20 protein-coding genes are annotated in these 25,874 nt (G+C 56.3%); 14 read left to right on the top strand and 6 right to left on the bottom strand.

Going from position 1 to position 25,874, the window contains the following annotated elements; translation table 11 throughout:
* The first annotated feature begins 1 nt into the window (after position 1).
* The 6 genes from carB to ACXADJ_RS11150 all read left to right on the top strand — a co-directional run bounded on the left by carB (position 2) and on the right by ACXADJ_RS11150 (position 9,770).
* Positions 2-3,217 carry a carbamoyl-phosphate synthase large subunit gene (gene carB, locus ACXADJ_RS11175; RefSeq protein WP_475065864.1) on the top strand — a complete coding sequence of 1,072 codons (3,216 nt, stop codon included), beginning with the start codon at positions 2-4 and terminating at the stop codon, positions 3,215-3,217.
* A 39-nt stretch (positions 3,218-3,256) separates the two neighbouring features.
* Complete coding sequence (gene greA / locus ACXADJ_RS11170; RefSeq protein WP_028294838.1) at positions 3,257-3,733, top strand: transcription elongation factor GreA; 477 nt, start codon at positions 3,257-3,259, stop codon at positions 3,731-3,733.
* Positions 3,734-3,926: 193 nt separating this feature from the next.
* On the top strand, positions 3,927-4,406 hold the full coding sequence (locus ACXADJ_RS11165) for a DUF4124 domain-containing protein (protein WP_028294837.1): 480 nt from the start codon (positions 3,927-3,929) through the stop codon (positions 4,404-4,406).
* Between the two features lie 563 nt (positions 4,407-4,969).
* The gene (glpK, locus tag ACXADJ_RS11160; RefSeq protein WP_475065861.1) at positions 4,970-6,484 is read left to right on the top strand and encodes a glycerol kinase GlpK; all 1,515 of its coding nucleotides are present in this window, start codon (positions 4,970-4,972) and stop codon (positions 6,482-6,484) included.
* A gap of 48 nt (positions 6,485-6,532) precedes the next feature.
* Positions 6,533-8,239: a glycerol-3-phosphate dehydrogenase/oxidase gene (locus tag ACXADJ_RS11155; protein ID WP_475065859.1), complete on the top strand. Its 1,707-nt coding sequence runs from the start codon at positions 6,533-6,535 to the stop codon at positions 8,237-8,239.
* A 145-nt stretch (positions 8,240-8,384) separates the two neighbouring features.
* Entirely contained in the window at positions 8,385-9,770 is a 1,386-nt protein-coding gene (locus ACXADJ_RS11150; protein ID WP_475065857.1) for a glycosyltransferase, read from the top strand.
* A gap of 18 nt (positions 9,771-9,788) precedes the next feature.
* On the opposite strand, the gene ACXADJ_RS11145 is transcribed toward ACXADJ_RS11150, so the two are convergent.
* The 4 genes from ACXADJ_RS11145 to ACXADJ_RS11130 all read right to left on the bottom strand — a co-directional run bounded on the left by ACXADJ_RS11145 (position 9,789) and on the right by ACXADJ_RS11130 (position 13,411).
* Complete coding sequence (locus ACXADJ_RS11145; RefSeq protein WP_475065855.1) at positions 9,789-10,988, bottom strand: cation:proton antiporter; 1,200 nt, start codon at positions 10,986-10,988, stop codon at positions 9,789-9,791.
* 50 nt (positions 10,989-11,038) lie between these two features.
* The gene (locus tag ACXADJ_RS11140) at positions 11,039-11,368 is read right to left on the bottom strand and encodes a hypothetical protein (protein ID WP_475065853.1); all 330 of its coding nucleotides are present in this window, start codon (positions 11,366-11,368) and stop codon (positions 11,039-11,041) included.
* 139 nt (positions 11,369-11,507) lie between these two features.
* The gene (locus ACXADJ_RS11135) at positions 11,508-12,533 is read right to left on the bottom strand and encodes a patatin-like phospholipase family protein (RefSeq protein WP_475065851.1); all 1,026 of its coding nucleotides are present in this window, start codon (positions 12,531-12,533) and stop codon (positions 11,508-11,510) included.
* Between the two features lie 47 nt (positions 12,534-12,580).
* Positions 12,581-13,411 carry a TatD family hydrolase gene (locus ACXADJ_RS11130; protein WP_475065849.1) on the bottom strand — a complete coding sequence of 277 codons (831 nt, stop codon included), beginning with the start codon at positions 13,409-13,411 and terminating at the stop codon, positions 12,581-12,583.
* A gap of 197 nt (positions 13,412-13,608) precedes the next feature.
* Here ACXADJ_RS11130 and ACXADJ_RS11125 point away from each other — a divergent pair, with 197 nt between their 5' ends.
* From ACXADJ_RS11125 to ACXADJ_RS11105, 5 genes are all read left to right on the top strand, one after another.
* The gene (locus ACXADJ_RS11125; RefSeq protein WP_475065847.1) at positions 13,609-14,331 is read left to right on the top strand and encodes a P-loop NTPase family protein; all 723 of its coding nucleotides are present in this window, start codon (positions 13,609-13,611) and stop codon (positions 14,329-14,331) included.
* 70 nt (positions 14,332-14,401) lie between these two features.
* Positions 14,402-15,028: a YigZ family protein gene (locus ACXADJ_RS11120; protein WP_475065846.1), complete on the top strand. Its 627-nt coding sequence runs from the start codon at positions 14,402-14,404 to the stop codon at positions 15,026-15,028.
* Between the two features lie 20 nt (positions 15,029-15,048).
* Positions 15,049-15,843 carry a 2,5-didehydrogluconate reductase DkgB gene (gene dkgB / locus ACXADJ_RS11115; protein WP_475065844.1) on the top strand — a complete coding sequence of 265 codons (795 nt, stop codon included), beginning with the start codon at positions 15,049-15,051 and terminating at the stop codon, positions 15,841-15,843.
* A gap of 189 nt (positions 15,844-16,032) precedes the next feature.
* Positions 16,033-18,180 (top strand): TonB-dependent receptor domain-containing protein, encoded by a 2,148-nt coding sequence (locus ACXADJ_RS11110; protein ID WP_475065842.1) that lies wholly within the window; start codon positions 16,033-16,035, stop codon positions 18,178-18,180.
* A 140-nt stretch (positions 18,181-18,320) separates the two neighbouring features.
* Positions 18,321-20,435: a PEP/pyruvate-binding domain-containing protein gene (locus tag ACXADJ_RS11105; RefSeq protein WP_475065840.1), complete on the top strand. Its 2,115-nt coding sequence runs from the start codon at positions 18,321-18,323 to the stop codon at positions 20,433-20,435.
* 96 nt (positions 20,436-20,531) lie between these two features.
* Here ACXADJ_RS11105 and ACXADJ_RS11100 read toward each other — a convergent pair whose 3' ends face one another.
* A complete protein-coding gene (locus tag ACXADJ_RS11100) occupies positions 20,532-21,110 on the bottom strand; it encodes a hypothetical protein (RefSeq protein WP_475065838.1) in 579 nt (192 codons plus the stop codon).
* Between the two features lie 287 nt (positions 21,111-21,397).
* On the opposite strand from ACXADJ_RS11100, the gene ACXADJ_RS11095 reads away from it, so the two are divergent.
* Together ACXADJ_RS11095 and ACXADJ_RS11090 are read left to right on the top strand one after the other, a co-directional pair.
* A complete protein-coding gene (locus tag ACXADJ_RS11095; protein WP_475065836.1) occupies positions 21,398-22,024 on the top strand; it encodes a LysE family translocator in 627 nt (208 codons plus the stop codon).
* 448 nt (positions 22,025-22,472) lie between these two features.
* Positions 22,473-23,333, top strand: a complete 861-nt coding sequence (locus ACXADJ_RS11090; RefSeq protein ID WP_475065834.1) for an LEA/WHy family protein — start codon at positions 22,473-22,475, stop codon at positions 23,331-23,333.
* A 58-nt stretch (positions 23,334-23,391) separates the two neighbouring features.
* Here ACXADJ_RS11090 and ACXADJ_RS11085 read toward each other — a convergent pair whose 3' ends face one another.
* Entirely contained in the window at positions 23,392-24,651 is a 1,260-nt protein-coding gene (locus tag ACXADJ_RS11085; RefSeq protein ID WP_475065832.1) for a uroporphyrinogen decarboxylase/cobalamine-independent methonine synthase family protein, read from the bottom strand.
* 196 nt (positions 24,652-24,847) lie between these two features.
* On the opposite strand from ACXADJ_RS11085, the gene ACXADJ_RS11080 reads away from it, so the two are divergent.
* Complete coding sequence (locus ACXADJ_RS11080; protein WP_475065830.1) at positions 24,848-25,864, top strand: OmpA family protein; 1,017 nt, start codon at positions 24,848-24,850, stop codon at positions 25,862-25,864.
* Positions 25,865-25,874: the final 10 nt, after the last annotated feature.

Genomic DNA, 25,874 nt, shown 5'->3' with positions numbered 1-25,874 from the left:
CATGCCAAAACGTACTGACATTAAAAGCATTCTGATTATCGGCGCCGGCCCAATTGTTATTGGCCAGGCGTGTGAATTTGACTACTCCGGCGCCCAGGCTTGTAAAGCCCTGCGCGAAGAGGGGTTCCGCGTCATTCTGGTGAACTCCAACCCGGCTACCATCATGACCGACCCGGCCATGGCGGACGCGACTTACATCGAGCCAATCACGGTTGAAGCGGTTGCCAAGATCATCGAAAAAGAGCGTCCAGACGCGCTGCTGCCAACCATGGGTGGTCAGACTGCCTTGAACTGTGCACTGGGTCTGGAAGACGCTGGCGTACTGAAAGAGTTCGGTGTTGAAATGATCGGCGCAAACGCCGACACCATCGACAAGGCCGAAGACCGTGATCGTTTCGACAAGGCCATGAAGGCCATTGGTCTGGAATGCCCACGCGCGGGTATCGCCCACAGCATGGACGAAGCTCGTGAAGTACAGAAAGGTCTGGGCTTCCCGTGCATCATCCGTCCATCCTTCACCATGGGTGGTTCCGGTGGCGGTATCGCTTACAACAAGGAAGAATTCGAAGAAATCTGTGCTCGTGGTCTGGACCTGTCGCCAACCAACGAACTGCTGATTGACGAATCCCTGATCGGTTGGAAAGAGTACGAGATGGAAGTTGTTCGCGACAAGAACGACAATTGCATCATCATCTGCTCGATTGAAAACTTCGACCCAATGGGTGTTCACACTGGTGACTCCATCACGGTTGCGCCTGCCCAGACGCTGACCGACAAGGAATACCAGATCATGCGTGACGCCTCTTTGGCGGTACTGCGTGAAATCGGTGTTGAGACTGGTGGTTCCAACGTTCAGTTCGGTATTTGCCCGAACACCGGCCGTATGGTCGTGATCGAAATGAACCCTCGTGTTTCCCGTTCTTCCGCACTGGCATCCAAGGCAACCGGTTTCCCGATCGCCAAAGTAGCGGCCAAGCTGGCGGTGGGTTACACCCTGGACGAACTGCAAAACGACATCACTGGAGGTGCGACCCCGGCGTCTTTCGAGCCGTCCATCGACTACGTAGTGACCAAGATTCCTCGTTTCACCTTCGAGAAATTCCCGCAAGCTGACGGCCGTCTGACCACTCAGATGAAATCCGTTGGTGAAGTGATGGCCATTGGCCGTACCCAGCAGGAATCCATGCAGAAAGCCCTGCGTGGTCTGGAAGTAGGCGCGACCGGTTTCGATCCTAAGGTTGATCCAGCCGCTGAAGACGCTCGTGAAACCGTGATCGCTCAGCTGGTAACCCCACAAGCCGAACGTATCTGGTACGTGGCCGACGCTTTCCGTCTGGGCATGACGGTTGAAGACGTATTCAACTACACCAAGATCGACCGCTGGTTCCTGGTGCAGATTGAAGACCTGGTGAAAGAAGAGCAGAAGGTTGCTGCCACCGCTCTGACCGCACTGGACTTCGACGCGGTATACCGTCTAAAGCGCAAAGGTTTCTCCGACGCTCGTCTGGCCAAGCTGATGGGTATTTCCGAGAAAGCCTTCCGCAAGCACCGTCAGAAACTGAACGTGCGTCCGGTTTACAAGCGTGTTGATACCTGTGCTGCCGAATTCGCTACCGACACTGCGTACATGTACTCCACGTACGAAGAAGAGTGTGAAGCAGCACCAACCGATCGCGACAAGATCATCGTTCTGGGCGGTGGCCCGAACCGTATTGGTCAGGGCATCGAGTTCGACTACTGCTGTGTTCACGCGGCGTTCGCTGCCAAAGAACTGGGCTACGAAGCCATCATGGTTAACTGTAACCCTGAGACCGTTTCTACCGACTACGATACCTCCGACCGTCTGTACTTCGAACCAGTCACCCTGGAAGACGTGCTGGAAATCGTTGAGAAAGAAAAGCCAAAAGGCGTGATCGTTCAGTACGGTGGTCAGACGCCACTGAAACTGGCTAACGAACTGGAAGCCGCTGGTGTTCCTATCATCGGTACTTCTCCGGAAGCCATCGACCGCGCTGAAGACCGTGAGCGTTTCCAGCAGATGATCCAGCGTCTGGGTCTGAAGCAGCCTGTGAACGCTACCGTCACTTCTACTGAAGAAGCGGTGACCAAAGCCAACGAAATCGGTTACCCACTGGTAGTTCGTCCATCCTACGTACTGGGTGGTCGTGCGATGGAAATCGTTAACAGCGAAGAAGCCCTGCGTCGTTACATGACCGAAGCGGTTTCCGTATCCAACGATTCTCCGGTACTGCTGGATCACTTCCTGGATCGCGCTATCGAAGTCGACATTGACGCCGTATGTGACGGTGAACAGGTTGTGATTGGCGCTATCATGCAGCACATTGAACAGGCCGGGATTCACTCTGGTGACTCCGCATGTTCCCTGCCTCCGTACAGCCTGCCGGCTGACCTGCAGGACAAAATGCGTGAACAGGTTGCGGCGATGGCACTGGAACTGGGCGTAGTGGGTCTGATGAACACCCAGCTGGCCTACCAGGACGGCGAAATCTACGTGATCGAGGTGAACCCTCGTGCATCCCGTACTGTGCCGTTTGTATCCAAGTGTATTGGTACTTCCCTGGCGGCCATTGCTGCCAAGGTGATGGCTGGCAAGACTCTGGCGGAACTGGGCTTCACTTCCGAGATCGTACCTCCATACTTCTCTGTGAAAGAAGCGGTATTCCCGTTCAACAAGTTCCAGGGAGTTGACCCGATCCTCGGCCCTGAAATGAAGTCCACCGGTGAAGTCATGGGTGCTGGCAAAACCTTCGGCGAAGCTTTCTACAAAGCCCAGCTGGGGGCCGGTGCCAACCTGCCAGAAAGCGGTACTGCGTTCCTGTCTGTACGCGATGCCGACAAGGGCAGCCTGGTTGCCGTTGGTCAGGGCCTGATCAAGTCCGGTTTCAAACTGGTATGTACTGAAGGCTCCTACAAGGTACTGGAAGCCGCGGGTGTTGAAGCTGAGCGTGTGAACAAGGTTACCCAGGGCCGTCCACACATTGTCGACATGATCAAGAACGATGAGATCGATCTGATCATCAACACCACTGATGGTGTGCAGGCAATCAAGGACTCTGCTGATATCCGTCGCAGCGCGCTGCAACACAAGGTTTACTACACCACCACCATGGCCGGTGCAGAAGCCGTTGTTGAAGCCCTGCAGTCTGACGGTCTGGCAGAAGTACACCGCCTGCAAGAGCTGCACGCGAGCGTTTAATACGCTCGCGTGCCAACTGAATAGATAAGGAGTTCAAGCATGCAAAAGTTTCCCATGACTCTGGAAGGGGAAAAGGCATTGCGCGAAGAACTGCAACACTTGAAGAGCGTTGAACGCCCGAAAGTGATTGAGGCCATTGCCGACGCTCGTGAACACGGTGACCTGAAAGAAAACGCCGAATACCACGCTGCCCGTGAGCAGCAAGGTTTTATCGAAGGCCGTATTCAGGACATCGAAGGCAAGCTGTCCAACTGTCAGGTCATCGACGTGACCAGCATTCCACACACCGGTAAGGTGATTTTTGGCACTACGGTTGCCATCATCAACCTGGATACCGATGAAGAAGTGGAATACAAGATTGTTGGTGACGACGAAGCCGACATCAAAAACAACCGTATCTCAGTTTCTTCTCCAATCGCCCGTGCGCTGATTGGCAAGTCCGAAGGTGACGTTGTGGTTGTTCAGATTCCAAGCGGTAGCGTGGAATATGAAATTGACGAAGTGAAGCACATCTAAGCGCTTTGCGGATTCGCTTGAACGCCTCCTTCGGGAGGCGTTTTTGTTTTTGGGCTTTTACCACAGTGCCAGCACGGCAGTGTCAGAAGAGCAGGGCCAGCAGAGCAATGTCAGTTTGTGTGGAATTGCTTCTCGCTGCCGTCATCAAATTCCATTAATCTTGCGGTTATTTCTCACGTTCAGGGATCAGGAAATGACTCGCTTGATGCATGTCGCCACCTTACTGGCTTGTCTGGCCGGTGTTTCGTTTTCGGCATCGGTTTCGGCCCAGATTTACAAATGGACCGATGATCAGGGGCGGGTGCACTACGGTGATATGCCTCCCCAGTCGGCCGACAGCCAAAGCATGAACATCTCCCAGGGCAGCCGTGCTCCGGTGTCTTCCGGTAGCTCTGCCTCGCGGCTTGAATCTCAACAGCAATATCTACAGCAACTGGACGAAACCCGTGCTGAAAAGGCCGCCAGGGAAGCGGAAGCCGAAGAAGCTCGTCAGAAAGAAGAAACCATGGCCTCCATGTGTAACCAGCTGAAAGCCAAAGCCACCGAAGCCGCAGCAGGCGGTCGCCGTATGTACCGTTACAACGAAGCCGGTGAGCGTGAATTCCTGAACGACGAGCAAATCGACATCGAACGCCAGCGCATTCAGGACGAATACCGCAAACGCTGTGGCTAAGCCGAGGTTTGATCTCCTCTATCTTTTCTAGGGACTCTCTGAATAACTCTGCACAGCTCTCGGCTCTGGCTTCCTGCTTCGCCCGACCTCCCGCATCCATGCAGTCGTGCGCGAGTTCTGCAGATTGTCAGAACAAGGCGGCGAATGCTGCGGAATGGCTGACCATATCCAAATTCGCCAACGCTGTTCTGGCGGGTTGAAGGCCGCGCCCTGCGGGGATGGCAGGGTCTTGCTGACTCTGTGTCGCTGATTTTTGACTTGACCCGTCAGGCCTGCAAACCAGCTTCGTGACTCAGCTTCGCCCTGTCATCCAGAGCGGGCACCGAGTCATTCAGAGAGTCCCTTGCTAAAGCCGCCAAAACTGGCGGCTGCCTTTCCCTTTCTATACTGTTTTTAACGATAACGACCTAACGACAAGTGGCGCAGCGCTACAAACGACTGCCAAGGAACCATTGCTGTGGGATCGGTCGGAATAACAAGGCAGTGCGCCGATTGGCTATCTGACCAGCCGAGCGCCAGCTGGCTTTCCAACACGCCAAAAGCAGAATAAGAAGGGAGACACCATGACCCAACAGCCAGCCGTTCTGGCCGTCGATCAGGGCACTACGAGTACCCGAGCCGTCATCTTCAACGCACAAGCCAGTGCCTGTGGCTCGGCACAGCAGGAATTCAAGCAGCATTACCCGGACGATGGCTGGGTAGAACATGCGCCCGACGATCTTTGGCAAACTACTCTAACAGTCATCAGAGACTGCCTTCAGCAAGCGAACGAACAACAGCTGCACATTCAGGCGCTGGGCATTACCAACCAGCGGGAAACCACGCTGGTGTGGGATAAAACCACCGGGAAGCCGATTTATAGCGCCATCGTCTGGCAAGACCGCCGCACCGCTACGCAGTGCGAACAGTTGGCCGAACAGGTGTCCGCTGACTGGCTTCAACAGCGCTCTGGGCTATTGCTCGACCCGTATTTCTCCGCCACCAAAATTGCCTGGATTCTGGATCATGTGGACGGTGCACGTGCGCGAGCGGAAAACGGCGAATTGGCGTTCGGTACCGTCGACAGCTGGCTGATCTGGAACCTTACCGGTGGCAAAGCCCATCTGACGGACGCCACCAACGCCTGCCGCACGAATCTTTACAACCTCACTAGCGGTGATTGGGACGATGAGCTGTTGGCGCTGTTTCGGGTGCCCAGAGCCATGCTGCCGGATATTCGCGACAGCAGCGGGGACTTTGGCCAACTTGACAAAACCCTGCTGGAAGGCATTCAGGGATACGCTGCGGCAAGCGACCCGGCGATTGCCATCACTGGTGTCGCCGGTGACCAGCAAGCCGCCAGCGTGGGGCAGTGCTGCTTCGAGCGTGGTCAGGTGAAAAGCACCTACGGTACGGGCTGTTTTGTGTTGCTGAATACTGGCGATGAGCTGAAATTCTCGAGTAATCGACTGCTCAGTACCGTGGCCTTGCAGCTCGATGGTCAGCGGACGTTTGCCCTTGAAGGGTCGATTTTTATTGCCGGTGCCGGAGTGCAATGGCTGCGGGATGAGCTGGGCATTATCGAACAGGCGTCCGATACCGAAACTCTGGCACGCAGTTTAACGTCCAATCAAGGTGTGTATCTGGTGCCAGCCTTTACCGGCCTTGGTGTGCCCTGGTGGCGTGCCGATGCCCGTGGTGCCATCGTTGGCCTGACACGTGGTAGCGGCAAGGCCGCGATTGCCCGTGCGGCGCTGGAAGCCGTTTGTTATCAAACCGCCGACCTGTTCGATGCCATGGAAAAAGACGGCGTTCGCCCCAACGATTTGAAAGTGGATGGTGGCATGACCGCCAACGAGTGGATGTTGCAGTTTTTGGCCGACGTGCTGGCTGTACCGGTTCAGCGGCCGGAGTTGCTCGAAACCACTTCCCTGGGGGCGGCCTATCTGGCTGGACGAGCGATCGGTTTGTACGGATCGACCAGCGAATTTGCCACGCTGTGGCGTTGTTCGACAGAAACCCGGCCCAACATCGAAGACACTCACAGAAGCGCTTTGCTGGCAGGCTGGCACAAGGCTGTTGAACGGGTGATGTGCTGAGGCAGCGTTTCGGTTATGTCTGTGTGTTCGGGAATTGAAGGAGACAAGGTGCTGCAACGACAACAGGTTCTGGAACAGTTGGAAAGCCGGGTTCACGATGTGCTGATCATCGGCGGTGGTATCAACGGTGCTGCTGCCGCGGCGGCGGCATCGGGTGGTGGTGCACAGGTGGCTCTGGTCGACAGCAAGGACGTTGGCAGCCAAACCAGCGCCAACAGCTCCAACCTGATTTGGGGTGGCATCAAATATCTGGAAAACGGCGACGTTAGGCTGGTGAACGAACTGTGCCGTTGCCGCAATCAGTTGCTGCAAACGTACCCTTCGCGCATTCGTGAGATGCGCTTTCTGGCGACCATTCCGACAGGCTTTCGCAAGCCGCCCTGGATGGTGTACGCCGGTGCCTGGCTGTACTGGTTATTTGGCCGCGGCCAGACTCAAATGCCGTTGTTGATGGGGCCACAAACACTGACCGCCAACGAAACCATGGTGAATGCTGATCACGCTCGCGGGGCAGTGGAATATTCAGATGCCTGGCTGGTCGACAACGACGCTCGTTTTACTTTCGACTTCATCAAAAGCGCCATGCGCCGCCGGGCGCTGGTGGCTAATTACACCCGTGCCGAACAGTCCTGGTATCAGGATGGCCTGTGGCATACCCGTATCTGCGATCAGTTGGCTTCTGGTCAGTCGAGCACCAGCCGCATTGTGCGCTCCCGGGCGCTGGTGAATGCGACCGGCCCCTGGGTGGATGGCTATCACCGTCACAGCCAACAGGCCAGCCAGCATCATCATGTGTTTTCCAAGGGCATTCATCTGGTGGTGCCTAAAATTACCGAAGCGGAACGGGTGTTGGCGTTCTTCGCCTCCGACGGCCGGCTGTTCTTTGTGATTCCGATGGGCAACCGCACCTGTATTGGCACCACGGATACCCGGGTGGAAAGCCCGGAAGCGGTGGTCACGGATGAAGACCGCCAGTTTGTTCTGGATAACGTTAATCAGCGCCTGAAGCTGTCGACTCCGTTGCAGGCGAGCGATGTGCTGTCTGAGCGTTGTGGTGTTCGGCCTTTAGCTGTCAGCGGTGGGACGGCCCTGGTCAGTGGTGGAGCGGCATCCAGCCGTGAGGCAGGCAATGTTCAGACGATGTCCCGTCGCCACATCATTGAGGCGGACCCTCACAGCAAGCGGTTAAGCATCTTTGGTGGCAAGCTGACGGATTGCATCAACGTTGGCAACGAAGTGTGTGACCAGCTCAAAGCCTTTGGCCTTGCCATGCATCACAACCCGGACTGGTTTGGCGAAGCCGACGAAAAACAACGTCAGGCGTTTTATCAGACCGCCGCAGACGCTGGGCTCAACGACTGGTGCGAATGCCTGAACGAACCGCTGACGCAGCGTTGGTGGCGTCGCTACGGTATGGATGCCTTTGTGTTGCTTGAGCGGGTTCAGCAGCAGCCCGCGCTGTTGGGTAAGGTATTTCCGGCAGCATCCGGGCCAGAACAAGCCGCTTTGGATGACATTCGGCTGGTTGAGCTGGTGTATGCCCGTGACCACGAAATGGTCGCCACGCTGGAAGACTTTGTCCGCAGGCGCACCATGATGGAGCTGACCATCGGCAAACAGACCTTGCTGGCGTCTGACGGGCTTAGGGTCATTGCCGAACAGCTGTTTGGCAGCAACGCAGAGGCGCAATTGCAGGCCTATGCCGATGGGCATTCGGTAACTTCGGCTGTGGATTCCCAGGCTTCCTGTTCCTAAGCGTTTTTTCGCTGCTGTTTGAACGGGGCTGGGCCTTCCAATAAACCGCCCATCCCCTCCATAACCCCCTAAAGAAGAGCCGCCTGATTAACCCATGGTGATCAGGCTATACTGGCCGCCTGTTTTGCCCCTGTTGACGACATCCATGACATCCTCTTCTCCTTCTCCTGTTTCTTCATCTTCTTTGCCGGGTTTATCGGAATCTCATTCTGCCAATACCCTGCTGATCATTGGTTACGTTTGGCCAGAGCCGAACTCTTCGGCGGCAGGTAGTCGCATGATGCAGTTGATTCAGGCCTATCAGCGCCAGCAGTATCGGGTGGTGTTTGCCTCACCGGCGGACTGGAGCCCGCACGCCGTTGCGATGGAAGACGAGGGCATTGAACCGGTACGCATTGAGCTGAATTCCAGCAGCTTTGATGATTTCGCCCGCCAGCTGAACCCGACAGTGGTGATGTTCGACCGCTTTATGATGGAAGAGCAATTTGGATGGCGGGTAGAGTCTGCCTGCCCGCAGGCGGTGCGTATCCTCGATATGGAAGACGTTCACAGCTTGCGTCACGCCCGTCATCAGGCGATCAAACAGCAGGACGCCAGCAAGGGCCTGTCAAAAAGCAACGATTCAAACAGTCATACTGCCAGCATCGTTATTCAGGAGCTGCCACAAACGCTGGTGCACTCGGAACTGGCAATCCGCGAAATTGCAGCCATATTGCGTTGCGACCTGACGCTGGTGATTTCTGAATACGAAATGCAGTGGCTGCAACAGCAGTATCAGGTACCCGCGGCACAACTGGTGTATTGCCCTTTTATGCTCGACGCTGCACAGGTCGATAGCACTCCAAAAACCTTTGAGCAGCGCCAGCACTTTGTGTGTATTGGCAATTTCCGCCACGAGCCCAACTGGGACGCCGTTCGCTGGATGCGCGAGCAACTGTGGCCGCACATTCGCCAACAGCTGCCCAACGCCGAACTGCATATTTACGGTGCCTATCCGCCCAAGAAAGCCACTCAGCTGCATAATGAAAAGCTCGGGTTTCTGGTCAAGGGCTGGGCCGAAGATGCCCTTGAGGTGGTGCGGAACAGCCGGTTGATGCTGGCACCGCTGCGTTTTGGTGCGGGGCTCAAAGGCAAGCTGATTGACGCGGCCATCACTGGCACACCGGTTGTTACCACTTCGGTGGGGGCCGAAGGGATCTACAACCCGGCGACCGAAGCCGCTGCCTGTGTCGCGGATTCCATGGAGGCGCTGGTGGCCGGCGCTGTGGCCTTGTATCAGCAGCCGCAGTCATGGGCGCAAAGCCAGACAGCAGCGTTGCAACTGATCTCGCAGCGATTCCAGCGCGATGTTCATGAAGCTGAGTTGTTGGCCCGTACAGAAGCGGTACTGGCCGATCCGCAAGCCCATAGAATGCAAGGTTTTTACGGCATGATGCTGCGTCACCACAGCATGAAAAGCACCCGCTATATGTCGCAGTGGATTGAAGCCAAAACCCGGCTGGCGGAAGTGTTGGAGAGGCCGGATCATTAAGTCTGGCGTCTGGCGGGCTTATTTCGGCCAGCGTTTCCAGATATGGGTAGAAACGCCGTGCAACACAATGCTCAGCAGAACCGTCAGCACCGTGGTGCCAAACACGTCGTCGTAGGCGCTGATACGGTCGGCGTAGCCCATCGATTCAATGGCTATTAACAGGTACAGAATACTGGCGATGCCGCGGGGGCCGAACCAGGCCAGAAAGGCCTTGTGGCCAAACGGCAGGCCAGAGCCTGCCATGCACAGCATCACCGGGATCATGCGTATCAGCGTCAGGCTCAGCAGCGCGTAAACCAGCTGTTGCCAGTTCCACAGCGGGAGCGCCTCGTTAACAAAAATCAGCCCGAACAGGAAAAATACCAACAGGCTCAGCAGTGCTCCTTCAGCTTCGCCAAATTCCCGCAAACGTCCCACCACTACGGTGCGTTTGGCCTCCAGAAACAGACCGGCCATAAACGCCGCAATAAAGCCGTTACCGCCAAGCTGCTCGGCGGCGGAGTATGCCAGCAGCGCTAATGAAATGGCCGACAGTCGTTGGTACACCTCCGACATGTTGTTGCGCTCCGAAGCCCACTGCACCAGCAAGCCTCCCCAGCGGCCGCAGCCAATGCCGATCAAGCCGCCCACCACAAACTGTTGCAGCATAAACAGCGGCCATTCGGTGTGGCTTTTGAAACCGTACTCACCGGCGCTCATCAGCGCCAGAATCATCAGCAGCACTGGCAAGGCCAGGCCATCGTTCAAGCCGCTTTCTACCGTAATGGTGTGGCGCAGTTTGAGGCTGATACGGCGGTCAGAAAAGATCGACTGCGCCAGCGCAGCATCGGTCGGAGCCAGCATCACCGCCAGCCAGGCAGCGGCCAACCACGACAGCCCCAGCAAGGGCACGGCCAGCAGCCAGCCAGCGACAATGGTCAGTGGCAAACCAATGGCCAACAGGCGAATTGGCAGTACGCCGTACTTCATCAGCTGGTGGCGGTTCACCTGACTGGCGTCGGTGAACAGAATGATCGCCAGCGCCAGTTCCGACAGATATTCGAGGCCCTCGCCGTCAATGCTGCCGTCGATCAGGTCCAGCATCAGCGGTCCCACCACAATGCCTACGGCGGTCATCAACATTGGCGCGCTGACGCCGGTCTGGTCAATGCGCTTGGCCAGCAGGCCGTAAAACAGCAGGGTAGTGGAAAGAATCAACAGCAGGGTGATTTCATCCATGAAGCATCGCCTTGGGCAAAATGGCACTGCGTAAGCAGCGCAGGAAAGGGTTACCCGTCGACCCACACCACGCGTAGGGGTTCGCCAAAGTCATCGTAGATGATTTTCTTGCGGGGGCGCTTGCTGCGGGTGCGGGAACCGGCCGGTTTTTTGGGCGCTTTTTGCTCTTGCCGGCGCTTGTCGATGGCCTGCAATACTTCGTCGACCGGGGTGCGTTCTTCGCGGGGTTTTTCAAACGCCAGAGTACGCTCGTCGTAACGGCCGTTATCAAGGCCGGATTCGCCGCGTTGTACCTGTTTTACTTCGCCGCCATGCTGCAAATACTGGTCGACCTGCTGGTCCAGCTGGCGTCGTATTTCGGCTTTGGTGGGACGTTTCATGGGCAATCTGTCTGCGAAGTTGCAAGCAATTAGTCAGCTTGCCAGAGCGGCGGTGGGAGTTCAATAAATGCTCGCTATCAGGCGTCTTTCAGTTATTGCCCGGTACTGTGGTGTTCGTTGGGCCTGCATTTAATTGGGTCTACATAAAGGTTTTGGCCAGGTCGACGGTAGAGCGCTTGCCAAGTGACTGATGGTGTTTCTTGATCCAGCGGTCGGCCTGGCGCTGGCCCATTTCTTTCAGGGTGTTCAACAGCTCGGCATCCGGGGTGACCCGGGTGGCACTGGGCAGTCTTTCCAGCTCGCCATCGGGGTCGATCAAATGGAAGTTCAGCCGTCGCATGGTGTGCTCCAGCTGGCCAAACAGTTTAAAACGGCCGCCGCCGCACATAGCGCGGGTTTGGGCAATGATGCGCATCTCGCGCAGGAAGCCGGCGTTGAAGGAAATGTCCACCGCTCGGGCCTTGATTTCATCGACACTGGTGGGCATCTCGCCGTGCACCATAGGGGCCAATAGAATCATCAGAATGTCGCTGGCGTCGCAGTGCTGGTAAAGCGGGAATACTGCCGGGTTGGCCGAATAGCCACCGTCCCAGTATGGCTGGCCCTTGATCTGAATGGTGTGATGTACCGTTGGCAAACAGGCCGAAGCCAACAGGGCTTCACTGCACAGGTCGTTGTTGCGGAATAGCTTCAGACGGCCGGTGTTGGCGTTGGTGGCGGCAATGAACAAATTAACCGGGCTGTTTTTCTTCAATGCCTTGAAGTCGAACTGCGACTCGACGATGTCGCGCAGCGGGTTAATGTCGAGGGGATTGAGCTGATAGGGCGAGAAATACTGGGTCAGCCCCATCATCCAGCCAACGGTGGGGGACATGGACACGTCGCCACTGGCGCTGGTGGAGGTCATCTTGAAGGGGGCGCTGGCGGCTACCGCGTTCCAGAAGGTTTCCAGTTGCAGCCGGGCACCTTCGTTGCCGTTTTCCATCAGCCCCTGAGCCAGCGCGACGGCATTCATGGCTCCGGCGCTGGTGCCACTGACGCCATTAAGCCGCAATCCGGGCTCTTGCAGCAGCCGGTCCAACACGCCCCAGGTGAAGGCACCGTGAGAGCCACCGCCCTGTAGGGCCAGGCTGATGGGCTTGCGTTTGCGTTTAAGCAGGGCCATGCGTTCTCCTTGCGGTGCTGGCAGGCCCTGTTGATTCGCCGCTCCGGTTATACGGCTTCGGCGGGGAAGAAAGTCAGCAGGGAGTTTTGCCAGGTCTGTTGCAACACGGTTTCAACATCCAACCCTTTGACGTCGGCGATTTTCTCGGCCACAAACGGCAGGTATTTGGGCGCATTCTCAATACCACGATAGGGCATAGGAGTCAGATACGGCGAATCAGTTTCAAGCAGCAGGCTCTCGATGGGCGTTGCGGCCACAATTTCCCTGACATTCTCGGCTTTGTTGAAGGTCACAATGCCGTTGATGCCCAACATAAAGCCCAACTCAACGCCCAACTTGGCCAGCTCCATGCCGGAGGTAAAACTGTGAATCACGCCTTTGCGGTTCATGCGCGGGGCAAATTCCTGCAGGATTGCGGCGGTGTCTTCGTCGGCCTCACGGGTGTGAATCACCACCGGCAGGTCGAATTCGATGGCCAGTTCCAGCTGGCGACGGAATACGTTTTTCTGCACCTCGCGGTCGCAGTGGTCGTAGTAGTAATCGAGGCCAATTTCACCCACTGCAACCACCTTGCCCTGGTTATTCGCCTGGGCGGCGTGTTCACGCATGTAGGCTTCGGTGGCGTCGTCGAACTCCGCGGCTTCGTGAGGGTGAACTCCCAGGGTACAGAACACGTCATCAAACTGCTGTGCCAGTTCCATTGCCTTCGGCATGTTGTCTGGTTGCACGCTGATGGTCATAAAACGGTCAACACCAATGGCCCGCGCGGCGGCCAGAATGTCTTCGGCCGGTGCTTCCTTCAGGTAATCCAGATGGAAGTGGGTTTCCAGTATTGGCAGGCCATACTGGGGAATCTCGCGCTTTTTCTTTTTGCTCATGGTGGGTCCGCTAATCACTAATTTGCGCTGCATTATAAAAATTCTGCCTTACCGGTTTCCAGCACAACCGTTGACCACAACTCTGTGTTACAAAGGGTGCCGTTGCAGGGAAGTCGAATGCAACCCAAACAGTCCGCCAACGCCTGTAGACATGTTCGTACCTGGCGTTGGTATCAGAGCAGGAAAAGGAAAGCATTATGAGCATGATTCATTTCGTTGGTGGTGAAAAAGGCGGTGTGGGCAAATCGGTAATGGCGCGGGTGTTGTCGCAATATTGCCTCGACAAGGGCATGCACTACGTCGGCCTGGACGGCGACCAGTCCCACGCAACCACCACCCGTTACTACCGCGATTTCACCCGCAGCCTGAAGCTGGATCAGTTCGAAAGCTCGGATGGCATCATGGAGCTGGCGCTGCAACAGGACCAGCAAGTGGTGGTCGACATGCCTGCCCAAAGCCAGCGTTTTCTGGACCGCTGGATCGACGACAACGGCGTGCTCGATTTGTGTGAAGAAATGAACATTCCGCTGGTGTACTGGTATCTGGTTGATGACAGCCCGGATTCGCTGCAACTGCTGGAGAAGTTCTTCGCCAAGTACAAGCTGTACCTCAACTGTGTGGTGGTCAAAAACGAAGGCCGTGGCAGCGTATTCAGCGATATCGACGCCGTGATCGAAGCCAATCAGAACGACGAGCTCACCCGTATTCAGTCGATGGTTCTGCCAGGGCTGCACTCGCCAACCATGTTCAAGATCAACAAGAACGAATTGTCGTTCTGGGCTGCGGGCAATCAGACCGAAGGCGGCTTGAGCCTGATGGAACGTCAACGCACCAAAGTCTGGATACGCAAGGCCTACAGCGAGCTCGACAAGGTGTTCTCCCGCGTTACCAGCACCAACGCTGAAACCCTGATCGACTGAGCCAGTCGACAGCCTGACCGCAAGCCGTCACACTAGGCGGCTTGTTGGTTGCCGAAGTCCTGTTCTGTTCATGTCGTCCGTTTACCCCGTTCCTGCCGTTACCGAACCCCACCTCCATGAGTTTGAGATCAAGCGCAGCCAATTCATTACCTTTGTCGGCCGAGCCGGTAATCGGGACGAAGCCGAGGCGTTTATTCGCTCGGTGCGGGATATTCACCCCCAGGCGCGCCATGTGTGCTGGGCCTATATTGCCGGGGCACCGAATACCACGGTGATGTCGATGAGCGACGACGGTGAACCTTCGGGCACCGCCGGTCGGCCTATGCTGAAAGTGCTGGAGCACAGTGGGCTGGGTGAAATCGTGGTGGCGGTGGTGCGCTATTTTGGCGGCATCAAACTCGGTACTGGTGGTTTGCAGCGAGCCTATTCGGATGCGGTATCGCTGGCACTGGAAGACCTGCCGACCGAAGAGCGTGTGCCGCAAACCCGGCTGATCCTGAGCTACGACTACCCGCACGAATCGGTCGTACGCCATTTGGTAGAACAGTACCCAACCCAGCAAGAAAACTGCGACTTTGGCACTCAGGTAACCCTGACCGTACTGGTTGCCAGTGCCGAAAAAGACGCTTTTACCAGCGAATTGGTCAACAAAAGCGGCGGTGGCGTTCTGGTCACAATCGACGATTCGTCTCACTAACTCGCGAAGGAGATAGACCTGTGATTCCACAACCCGGATTCGGAACCTACAAACTTGGCGATCATGCCTACGATGCCATCTCATCAGCCATCGAGTTGGGCTATCGCCACCTGGACACCGCCCAGTATTACTTCAATGAAGAGATCGTTGGTCGGGCCGTTAATGACAGCGCTGTCCCGAGGGGGCAGCTGTTTGTGACCACCAAGGTCTGGCATGACCGGCTTAATCAGCGGGATTTCCTGCCAAGCGTGGAAGAGAGTCTGGAAAAGCTGCAACTGGACTACGTCGACCTACTGCTCGTCCATTGGCCTGAGCCAACGGGGCAGGTGCCGATGGCGGAATATCTGGGTGAGCTGGCAAAGGCCAAACAGCAAGGGCTGGCCAAACATATTGGCGTCTCCAACTTCACCATCAAACTGCTTGATGAAGCGGTGGATATCCTCGGGCAGGGAGAAATCCTCACCAACCAGATTGAGGTACACCCGTTTCTGCAAAACAGCCGGGTACGTGCCCATTGCGCTCAGCTGGGGATTCAGGTTACCGGCTTTATGCCACTGGCTCGTGGACGGGTGTTCGAGGATGACACCCTGCGTCGTATTGCCCAGCGCCATGGCGTCAGCCCGGCGGATATTGCGGTGGCGTGGGAGAATCAGTTAGGGGTCATTACCATTCCTGCATCGACCAAAGTTGCCAATCAGCAAGCCAACCTGGCCGCTCTGAACATCACCTTGAGTGATGCCGACATGGCCGATATTGCAGCGCTGGATCGTGGCCAGAGACTGGCCGATTCTGATTTCGCCCCAGCATGGGATTAGTCTGTTTAACGCCTGTTTTTGTGGTGAATTCACCTGCTTTATTGATAAAAAGCATTTTAGAAACGCTGTGTTTTTATCTATAAATAATAATGATTATCACTAGTAAATAAAATTCATTTCCTTAAGATTCCGGCCCGTTGTTTCAGTTTCATTACATTCTGTATACGAGTTGAGTCATAAGGAGATGAAGTGAATATCAAGCCTTCCTTGCTGGCTGTGGCGATCGCCATGGCTACCCAATCCGCATTTGCACTGCAAACTCTCGAAACCACCAGCGTTGATGGCAACGACAAGAAAGCCCAATCGACCACCGATGCGCGCGTCAGTGAAGACGAAGGTGCCTCCATTGTTACCGCCGAAGACATCGAGCAACGTCAGGCCACCAGTCTGGAAGATGCCTTGGCTGGTAACGCCGGGGTCGTGATCGAGGAGACCACCAACGGTGGCAGCGAAATTACCATTCGCGGCCTCAGCTCCGACAACGTCAGTGTTCGTGTTGAAGGCGCACCGAACAACCGCCGCCTGACCTCTCACCGTACCACCGACTCAGCCGGTGACACCGTATGGCTCAACATGGACATGTACGAATCGGTCACCGTGATTCCCGGTGCAGCGGCGAACACCTACGGTTCCGGCTCCACCGGTGGTGTGGTACTGCTGGAAACCAAGGATCCGGAATCCGTGCTGCGCGGCGACGATTTTGCCGCCAACCTGCGTTACACCTACACCACCAATGGTCAGGGCAACCGCATCAGCGGTGACGTAGCGAAACAGTTTGGCGATGTTTTTGCCCTCAACGCCACCCTGTCGACCAGCTCGGTAGAGCCTGCGGAAGATGCCAACGGCAAGCAGCTGACGGATAACGACGAAACCACGGATGACCTCAGCTACCTGATCAAGGGCGTGATCACACCGACCCAAAGCCAGCGCATTGAGCTGAGTGTGATGAACGACAAAACCGAGTACGCCGCCAACACCCCGGACACGCTGGAGAAATTCCGCGTTGAAGACCGCACCTTTGCGGCTCAATACGGTTACAACCCGCAAGACAACGACTGGGTTGATTTCAAGGCCCGTGTTTCTCGTGCCAACAACGAACGGGAAAGCGACGAGCAGACCGGCGACTGGACCTCTACCGGCAGCGTGGAAACCACCTACGCCGAAATTGAAAACACTACGGTACTGGGCGCAGAAAGCAGCATGACCCATCGTCTGCGTTATGGTGCGGATTACACCCTGGATGACGTCGATTTCCAGAAGGGTTACACCTTCAACGGCGTGCGGCTGTCCAGCACACGCAAGCAGATTGGTGGCTATCTGACGGATACCATCAGCTTTGGCGACGCTCTGAAAGTCTCCGGCAGCCTCCGTTACGACACGTATTCTGCCGATGGCTTTGGTGCCGATGTGGATGGCAAGTCGTCGTTCAACTCCAAACTGAGCGCAGTTTGGCATCCGCTGGAAGGCACCGCAGCCAAGGGACTGGGTTTTATTGCCCTGATTGGTTCCGGCTACAAGGTACCGCAACTGTTCGACCTGTACGGCAAACACAAGGTCAAGGTATTCCAGGCGACCGACAATGGCGATGGCACCTTCACCACCGACGACATCAGCCCATGTCTGGATACCGACTCCAGCAACAAGGGCAGCGGCACCTGTTTCCTGCCTAACCCGGATTTGAAAGGGGAGTCCTCTCTCAGCCGCGAGATCGGTTTCACCTTTGACCGTGACGACCTGGTGGTCGACGGCGACCGTTTGTCTACTCGGGTGAACTATTTCCACACCGACCTGAAAGATCAGATCACCACCGAAACCGCCGGTACCGTGACCTACGACGGCACCACTTACGACGTTAACCAATCCGTTAACCGCGACGAAGCCGCCGTGTTCGGTTGGGAAATTGAAGCCTCATACGACAGCCGCGGTGTGTTTGGCCACTTCAGCATGCAGGATATTGCCGGTTACTCGGTCAACGATGACGATTCGCACACCAAGGATACCTCGCTGGTGCCGCGCATTATCTCGACCAGCATCGGCACCTTCTTTGCCGACCAGAAAGGTCGTGTGGGCATCGACGGCAAGTACCGTCAGGGCCGTTCCTACAGCTCTACCAGCCGTGGCGTAACGTCTGAGTACGTGTACCGCAGCTACTACGTGTACGACCTGTTCGCCTCCTGGCAATTTACTGAAAACCTCGGTGTACAGGCCCGCATCGATAACGTTACCGACGTTGCCTACAGTAACAGCTCGAAAGCCGTAGACGCCGATACTGGTGAAGACACCACAGCCTACAAGGCGGGTCGCAACGCCAAGCTGAGCGTGGCCTACCGATTCTGATGACCCATGCCTCTGGCGCTGTGCCCTGTTTTTCAGGGGCAGCGCTGCAGAGGCAGCGTCTTGCAACCAACGCCGTTGCTGTTTTTCCACATTCTTCCAAGCAGACCTGTCCCGTCTGCATAATTCAGATGAGAACCATCATGAACAAACTGCCTGTTATTGCTGCCTGCTGGTGGTCGTTAAGCTGGCTGGTAACTCCGGTGCAGGCCGCACCATCCAGTCAAATCCTGCCTGAGCAAATGCCCGCCGAGCTGGGCGCAGCCCGTATTGAAAGTCGCCAAAGCTTTTTGCGGCTGGCGCATATTGGCCGTGAACGAGGTTCCAGCAATTCCAGCGATGTCGAACTGATCAAATTTGTGGTCGATGTAAAACCCGGCAGTCAGCCGTTGGTGTACTGGATCAACACCAACCACATCGACAAGCATCCAATGTTTATGAAGGAAGTGGGCATACCGTTTGAAATGGGCGCAGGCCGTGGCGGACGCACAGCCGACTCTGGAAGATCGGACAATGGCAGAGCTGATGGTGAGAAGCAGAGTGGACGGGGTGCCAAAGAAGGCCGCAGTGGCAAAGGCGAAGGCCGAAACGGCGAGCGTCAACAAGCCAGCCGTGGGGAACGCGGCAGTCCGGTGTTGCAAGGACGTGGCAATGGTCGCGATATCAAGGTGTTGTCGGATTACGATCCGGCCAGCACCCGTGTGGCACTGCGAGCGGATATGTCCTATCTGGCAGACGTTACCGCGCCCAATGGCTCCAAGGGGCTTTATACCTACAATCTGGAGCCAAGGGTCAGCCCGGAATTAGCCGCTGTGGTGCATCAAGCCATTTTGAATACCCTGCCCATTGCCAACGGCAAGCTGGCTTACCGGGTGGGAGAGTCCAGTTATCGCCAGCAACGTCAGGCCTTCGCACAGAAAGGCGTTGACCTGTACACCGATGCCGAAACCTTTATTGCCCTGAACACCGGTAAAGCAATCGGTGTTCTGCGCTACCTGAACGCCGAGGGGCTGCCGGCCGCCAATGACATTGTGATCGCCAAAACACTGCCCAACGAGCTGCCCAGAGTCGCGGGTGTGATTACCGCCGTGCGCCAAACGCCGTTGTCCCACGTTAACCTGCGTGCTGTGCAAGACCGGATTCCCAATGCCTACATCGACGATGTGCTGGAACAGGATGTCATTCAGGATTTGATCGGGAAGTACGTGGTGTTCAACGTCAGCACCGAGGGCTACGAATTGCGAGCGGCCAGCCAGCAGGAAGTGCAAAGCCTGGTGAAACAGCCGCAAGCCGGTCAGGCACCGGTATTGGCCCGTGACCTCAGCCTTGAAAAGATTCTGCCGTTGCAGCAGCTTGGTTTTGCCGATTCATCCCGGATTGGCGCCAAAGCTGCCAACGTTGCGGCGCTAAAACACCTCGGGCTGCCAGAAGGCACGGTGCCCGATGGCTTTGCGGTGCCGTTTTATTTCTACGATGAGTTTATGCGCTCGAACGGGCTTTATAAGGCGGTCGATGAGCTACTGGGTGACCGTGAGCTGGTGGCCAACAAGGCCGAATTGGACCTTGCCCTGAAAGCACTGCGCAAGCGCATCAAAAAGGCCGATGTGCCCGCGGATATGCTGGCGGCGTTGCAGCAGGTGCATGAATCTTTCCCGGCGGGCACCAGCTTGCGCTGCCGCTCCAGTACCAACAATGAAGACCTGCCGCAATTCAGCGGTGCTGGTTTGTACGACTCGTACACCCATCACCCGCACGAGGGCCACCTGGCCAAGTCGATCAAACAGGTGTACGCCAGCCTGTGGAACTTCCGCGCCTTTGAAGCCCGAGAGCGTTACGGCGTTGACCATCATCAAATTGCCATGGGTGTACTGATTCATCCCAACTTCAAAGGCGAATTGGCGAACGGGGTCGCGGTAACGCGTGATGTGCTTTATGGCAGCAATGACAACTACTACGTTAACGCCCAACACGGTGAAGACCTGGTGACCAACCCGGAAGCGCAATCGACCCCGGAAGAATTACTGCTGGCCAGCCGGAAGGGGCAGGGATTCCGCTTGCTGGAAGCCGCGTCAGACAACCGGGTGGTGTTGGAAGATGCCGAGCTGGAGCTGTTGCGTCAGGACATGGCACGCATTCACCAGGGCTTTGCCGAGCTGTATCACCCGGCCAAGGATCAACCGTTTGCGATGGAGATTGAATTCAAGATCACCAAAGACAGCGAGTTGGTGATCAAACAAGCCCGGCCGTGGATTTATTAGGGGCCCCTTGAATAACTTTGCACAGCTCTCGGCTCTGGCTTCCCGCTTCGCCTACCTCCTGTATCCAGAGCGGGCACCGGGCTTTTCAGAGTCTCCCTAGCTCAACTGCTGCTGCATCAGTTGCAGCAGCTGACCTTGAAGTTCGCTCAGTTCGCTCATTTTGGCCTCCAGCTGCATGGCGGCGGCTTCGTCGTTCTGGGCTTTGGCGGTTAATTCAGAGACTTCTTGCTGAACGTCGCTGATCTGCTCTTGCAGGTCGGCGATTTGTTCTTCGATGCTGCTGGATGAACCGCTGGAGGCACCACCTCCGGCAGCGGCTTGGCCGGATTCCTCATTAGCTTCGGCTTCGTCTGTTACTGTTTCATCCTCGGTGCTGTTCTCTGTATTCGCCACAGGGCTGTTTTCTGCTTCCGTTGCTGAGCTGGTGAGCGTGGCTGCGTCGGTGCCTCGTTGATCCGGGTTGGCTTCCATGTCGGCCTGATTCAGCGCCTGAATCGCTTGCGGGGAGATGGTTACAATCTCGCCTGCGGTCTGGTTGCCATAGCTCACGACGTTGTCTGTTTGGGCGTCTGAGGACTCTTCTTCCAGCACGTCTGAGGTCGCCGTTGAGGCAGCCGTGCTGCCGTCGCTGCTGGCTTTCAGGTTGGTGCTGAACAATGAGGTAATGGTATTCATAGTGGCCACCTTGAACTGTCTGAATCGCTCTGTTCAGGCCTGTCATCCCAGAGCGTGTATTGAAGTGATCAGAGGGTTCTTTGCGTATTGGTGACTAAAGAGTAGGTGCTGGTGGTGGCGGTGCAGCCCGACCTTTGAAAGGCTTTGCGCGGAAATGTCAGGCAGTGCAAATCGGGCTGTCAGTCGTGCTTTTGCAGCTCCGTAAGGGATTGGCGTTACTTGCCATATTGGCAAAGTGGACAATTTGAACGACAATTCAGGTTCGTTCATTTTAATTTGAAAATTCAATGATTTCTTTAGAAACCATCAGCGTCTTTTTTGCCATTTCAGTGATGATGGCGATGGCTCCCGGCCCGGATAATCTGTTTGTACTGACCCAGTCTGCCATTCATGGCCGTCGCACCGGGTTTCTGGTGTTGCTGGGGTTGTGTACCGGCCTGATGGGCCACACTGCCATGGTTGCTTTTGGTGTGGCGGCTATTTTCCAGCAATCGGAATTGGCCTTTAACCTGTTGAAAGCCGTGGGCGCTCTGTACCTGTGCTGGTTGGCGTGGCAGGCCTTTACCGCACAACCCGCCGATATGAGCGCGCAAACCGAATCGGAACGCAGTGCCAAGGCGCTGTTTTTGCGCGGTGTGGTGATGAACCTCACTAACCCCAAGGTGGCGATTTTCTTTCTGGCATTTTTGCCCCAGTTCGCCAAACCAGAGAATGGCTCGCTGGCGCTTCAAATCCTGATGCTGGGTGCCTTGGTGATTGTCGCCACCTTGCTGGTGTTCTCGGCCATCGCCTGGGGTGCCGGTAAAATTGGCGATTACATGAAGCGCTCTGTTGCTGCGCAAACCGTGTTGAACCGCATTGCCGGTACCGTATTTGGTGCGCTGGCGATCAAGCTGGCGCTGGCTGATCGCTGATTCAGGAGTGAATCCAGACACGTTGTCAGTGTGCCTTTGCTGGGTATCATGGCGTTTTCGGGCTAAGGGCTCTGATTTCTGGTTCAAGGGTGTGAATCAAGGCTTCAGGGGACATCTATTTAATCCTGCACGGCTCTGCGCGAGTGTTGCCGTTGTTCAGTGCAAGGCGACGAATGCAGCGGAATGACGAACCTGTCCGGTCGAGTCTTTTCAAGTTCGTCAACACAGCAATGGGCGGTGGCAACCCGCGCCCTGCGGGGGCTGCCGGATGATCTCGACTCTGTGTCGCCGACTTTTGACTTGACCCGCCAGACCTGCAATTCGGCTTCGTGATTCGAAACCATCCGGTAGCCCAGAGCCTGCACCGGATTAAATAGATGTCCCCTTCAGGGCAGGGTCAAAGCCCGCTCAAAAACAAAACGCCATCGGCTAAAAGGTATCACGCAGCATGTTCTCTTCTGTAAAACTCACGTTTGCCACCGTGGTGGCGCTGGCCGTCGGGCTTCTGGGTGGTTGTGCCACGCTTAAAGACAGCCTGGATGTGGTTCGCCCCAGTGCCGAAGTGACCTCTGTTCAGGTCGCCGGACTGACGGCCGACGGTGTCGATCTGGTGGTTAATCTGGCCATCCACAACCCTAACCGCTTTGCATTGGACGCCGTTGGCGTGGATATGGAGCTCAAGGTGGAAGACACCTCGCTGGTCAGTCTTAATCAGGCGGATCGCGGCCTGAGCTTACCCGCCAATGGCTCGGCCAGTGCCGGGCTGCCGGTGTCGCTGCGGTTTGCCGATGTTTACAACACCTTCACCAGTTTGCAGGGCAAAGATACCTTCGACTACCGCATTGATGCAGGCTTTCTGCTGAACCTGCCTGTGATCGGAAACGTACGCATTCCAGCCGAGTTCAGCGATTCCTTGCCGATTCCGAAAATGCCGCAAATCACCTTCCGCTCGGCAACGCTGACCGACATCAGTTGGCAGGGAGCCAGCATGGCGCTGGTGGTGGATGTTCTGAACCCCAACAGCTTTGGCATCGACCTCAACAGCCTGAACTATCAGGTGGTCAGTGGCGGCAAGTCGTTAGCAGCGGGTAAGGTATCGGCAGCGACGCTGGCCGATGGCGAGCAACAGCAGCTGACGATTCCATTGTCGCTGGGCTTTGCGGAACTGGGCAGCAGCCTGATTCGGCTGTTGCAAGGCAGTCAACCGGTGGATATTGGCCTCACCGGCAACCTCGATTTCACCCCGGAACTGAGTATCTGGAAGCCCGCGCCAGTGACCTTTGATGTTCATCGTTCTTTGAGTAAGTAATCCAAACAGGCAGATTGAATCAGAGCGGCTGCCAGCATGGCAGCCCCTCAAAAATCCACTACACCAGCTCACGCAGTGAGTTTTCTCCCCACACCTTGTCGGCCACTTGTTTTACCAGCGCAATTTTTTGCCACTGCTGCTGGTCGGTCAGTTCGTTGCCTTCTTCCGTTGATGCAAAGCCGCACTGGGTGCTGAGGTAGAGGTTTTCCAGCGGCACAAATTCTGCGGCTTCGCGGATGCGGGCTTCCAGCGCCTCGACGGCTTCCAGTTCCGGCAGTTTTGACGACACCAGTCCCAGTACCACTTTTTTACCGGCACTCAGGTGACGCAGCGGCTCGAAGTTGCCCGCCCGTTCGGTATCAAACTCCAGGTAGTAGGCGGCAACGTTTTCCTTGCCCAACAGCACATCAGCTACTGGCTCGTAGCCACCGCTGGCAGCCCACACAGAGCGGTAGTTACCCCGGCATACGTGGGTGGTAATCACCAGGTCGGCTGGAGCCTGGCTGATGGCGGCGTTGTTTACGTTCAGCAGGGTGTCTTTTAACGGCGCAATGGCGGCCGCATGGTCGAATGGTGATGGGTCTAATGGTGATGGGGCGAAGGGCGCTGGGTCGGGATGACAGTCGCAGCTGTCGTGTTTGCCCGGTTCCGCCGGGTTGGCGACTTTGGGGTCGGTCAGCATGCCCCAGGTGCAGTCGTCGATTTGCAGGTTACGGCATCCCGCGGCGTAGAGGTCGGCAATCACGGTTTGGTAGGCGGCTGCAATGTCGGCCAGCAGTTCGTCCTGGTTCGGGTACACGGCGCGGGTGCTGTCGGCATTGCAAGGGCGTTGCAGTTCTTTCAGGAACTGCGCCGGTGCCGGAATGGTCAGGCGTGGCAACACGCTGTCGTCAGCAAGGTGGATCAGGAATTTGAAGTGTTCGATAAACGGGTGGTTTTCGCCGCTGATTTTGCCGCTCAAGCGGGCGCTTTCTGCACGGGTTTCGACGCTGGCAAACTGGTAGCCCTGTTCAATTTTAACCTTTTCGACGCCGACCAGACCCCACATAAAATCCAGGTGCCACCAGCTGCGACGGAATTCGCCGTCGGTAATGACTTGCAGTCCTGCGGCTTTCTGTTTTTCCACCAGTTCGATGATGGCCTTGTCTTCGGCAGCGGTCAGCTCGTCCTGATCAATCAGGCCGGCGCTGAAGGCTGCCCGGGCTTGTTTAAGAGCGTTCGGGCGCAAGTAGCTGCCCACCACATCGGCTCGAAACGGCGCCTGCAGAGCGGTGGTGTGGTGGTTTTCAGAAGATGGGGTGTTAATGGCGATGTTCATAGTGGGCTCTCGGTTCCAGTGCGGTTTACAGGAACAAAAGGCTACCGAGCGTGATTATTAACACCAGTGATCATTTTTCAGAATTGCTTGAAAATTACTCATTTTGAACGTCCTTCCCCGAGAGAATGCGGCTTCTTTCGGCACTGTGTGTTTGCAGCGTCTAGGCTGAAAGCAGACATAGATCAAGAGACCTGACATGAAATCCGCAGAACCGATTCGCACGTCACTCGCCTTGGCCGTTCTGGCTGCCAGTCAAACTGTGTTTGCCAATGGCTATGCCTCGCTGGGTGTTAATCACACCGATATGGGAATGCGCAGCGGGGCGATCTCTTACGATGAGCAGTTCCGCCACGGTTATCAGTACGAGGCCATGGCGGGATGGTATCTAACGTCGTCGCTGGCGTTGGAAGGAGCGGTGGCGTTGCCAGCCATTACCCAGGATGAGGACCGTCCGGAGTTGAAAGGCTATCGCCTCAGTGGCTTGTGGCTGTTGGACGATGACGGCTTTCAGCCCTATCTGCTGTTAGGTATGTCGAAAAACCAGCTGGATAACCAGCAGCCGGGCATGACGATGTCGGGCAAGCTGACGGCCATGGACATCGGTGTGGGTGGGCAATATCACTTTTCTCCGCACTGGTTTGGCCGGGCTGAAATTCGTCATTCAGAAGGGTTGGCCAGCGACGAACGTTATGCTCATTTCCAGCTGTCGTTTGGCTACCGTTTTGGCAGTCTGAAAGAGGGCTTGATGGCACCTGAATCAGTGTCTTACAAATCGCTGCCAGACCCGACAAAAACCTTGCTGGCTGGTGCTTTTGTGTCGGTTACCGAACCAGAACAGGCAGGTCCGGAAGCGTGCGTCGAAGCCTGTATGGATCAGGGCTGGACGCTGGAGGGCGTGGGCTTTGAAAGTAACTCCGATGCGCTTACCGCGACGTCAAAAGTGGTGCTGGACGAAGTGGTGGGTGTGCTGAAGGCCGACCTGGATATTCGGGTAGCTATTCATGCTCATACCGACTCTCAGGGCTCGAATGCTTATAACCTGTGGCTGAGCAAGCGACGGGCGCAGTCGGTAAAGCAGTACCTGGTGGATCACGGTATTACAGCCGATCGATTGCTGGCCAAGGGCTTTGGTGAAAATCGCCCGATCGCTACCAATGATACCCCACAAGGCCGCGCTGCCAACCGCCGCGTGGAGCTGTGGGTTCAGCCTTGAAATACGCCTG

Source organism: Oceanobacter sp. ABM4_470 (assembly GCF_056158645.1).
The sequence above is the reverse complement of the archived record's forward strand: the minus strand, read 5'-3'. Positions and strand labels throughout refer to the sequence as shown.

Excerpts from the sequence above, each read along its gene's own strand:
- carB (WP_475065864.1), top strand. The coding sequence starts at position 2 with ATGCCAAAACGTACTGACATTAAAAGCATTCTGATTATCGGCGCCGGC.
- greA (WP_028294838.1), top strand. The coding sequence starts at position 3,257 with ATGCAAAAGTTTCCCATGACTCTGGAAGGGGAAAAGGCATTGCGCGAA.
- ACXADJ_RS11165 (WP_028294837.1), top strand. The coding sequence starts at position 3,927 with ATGACTCGCTTGATGCATGTCGCCACCTTACTGGCTTGTCTGGCCGGT.
- glpK (WP_475065861.1), top strand. The coding sequence starts at position 4,970 with ATGACCCAACAGCCAGCCGTTCTGGCCGTCGATCAGGGCACTACGAGT.
- ACXADJ_RS11150 (WP_475065857.1), top strand. The coding sequence starts at position 8,385 with ATGACATCCTCTTCTCCTTCTCCTGTTTCTTCATCTTCTTTGCCGGGT.
- ACXADJ_RS11145 (WP_475065855.1), bottom strand. The coding sequence starts at position 10,988 with ATGGATGAAATCACCCTGCTGTTGATTCTTTCCACTACCCTGCTGTTT.
- ACXADJ_RS11140 (WP_475065853.1), bottom strand. The coding sequence starts at position 11,368 with ATGAAACGTCCCACCAAAGCCGAAATACGACGCCAGCTGGACCAGCAG.
- ACXADJ_RS11135 (WP_475065851.1), bottom strand. The coding sequence starts at position 12,533 with ATGGCCCTGCTTAAACGCAAACGCAAGCCCATCAGCCTGGCCCTACAG.
- ACXADJ_RS11130 (WP_475065849.1), bottom strand. The coding sequence starts at position 13,411 with ATGAGCAAAAAGAAAAAGCGCGAGATTCCCCAGTATGGCCTGCCAATA.
- ACXADJ_RS11125 (WP_475065847.1), top strand. The coding sequence starts at position 13,609 with ATGAGCATGATTCATTTCGTTGGTGGTGAAAAAGGCGGTGTGGGCAAA.
- ACXADJ_RS11120 (WP_475065846.1), top strand. The coding sequence starts at position 14,402 with ATGTCGTCCGTTTACCCCGTTCCTGCCGTTACCGAACCCCACCTCCAT.
- ACXADJ_RS11105 (WP_475065840.1), top strand. The coding sequence starts at position 18,321 with ATGAACAAACTGCCTGTTATTGCTGCCTGCTGGTGGTCGTTAAGCTGG.
- ACXADJ_RS11100 (WP_475065838.1), bottom strand. The coding sequence starts at position 21,110 with ATGAATACCATTACCTCATTGTTCAGCACCAACCTGAAAGCCAGCAGC.
- ACXADJ_RS11095 (WP_475065836.1), top strand. The coding sequence starts at position 21,398 with ATGATTTCTTTAGAAACCATCAGCGTCTTTTTTGCCATTTCAGTGATG.
- ACXADJ_RS11090 (WP_475065834.1), top strand. The coding sequence starts at position 22,473 with ATGTTCTCTTCTGTAAAACTCACGTTTGCCACCGTGGTGGCGCTGGCC.
- ACXADJ_RS11085 (WP_475065832.1), bottom strand. The coding sequence starts at position 24,651 with ATGAACATCGCCATTAACACCCCATCTTCTGAAAACCACCACACCACC.
- ACXADJ_RS11080 (WP_475065830.1), top strand. The coding sequence starts at position 24,848 with ATGAAATCCGCAGAACCGATTCGCACGTCACTCGCCTTGGCCGTTCTG.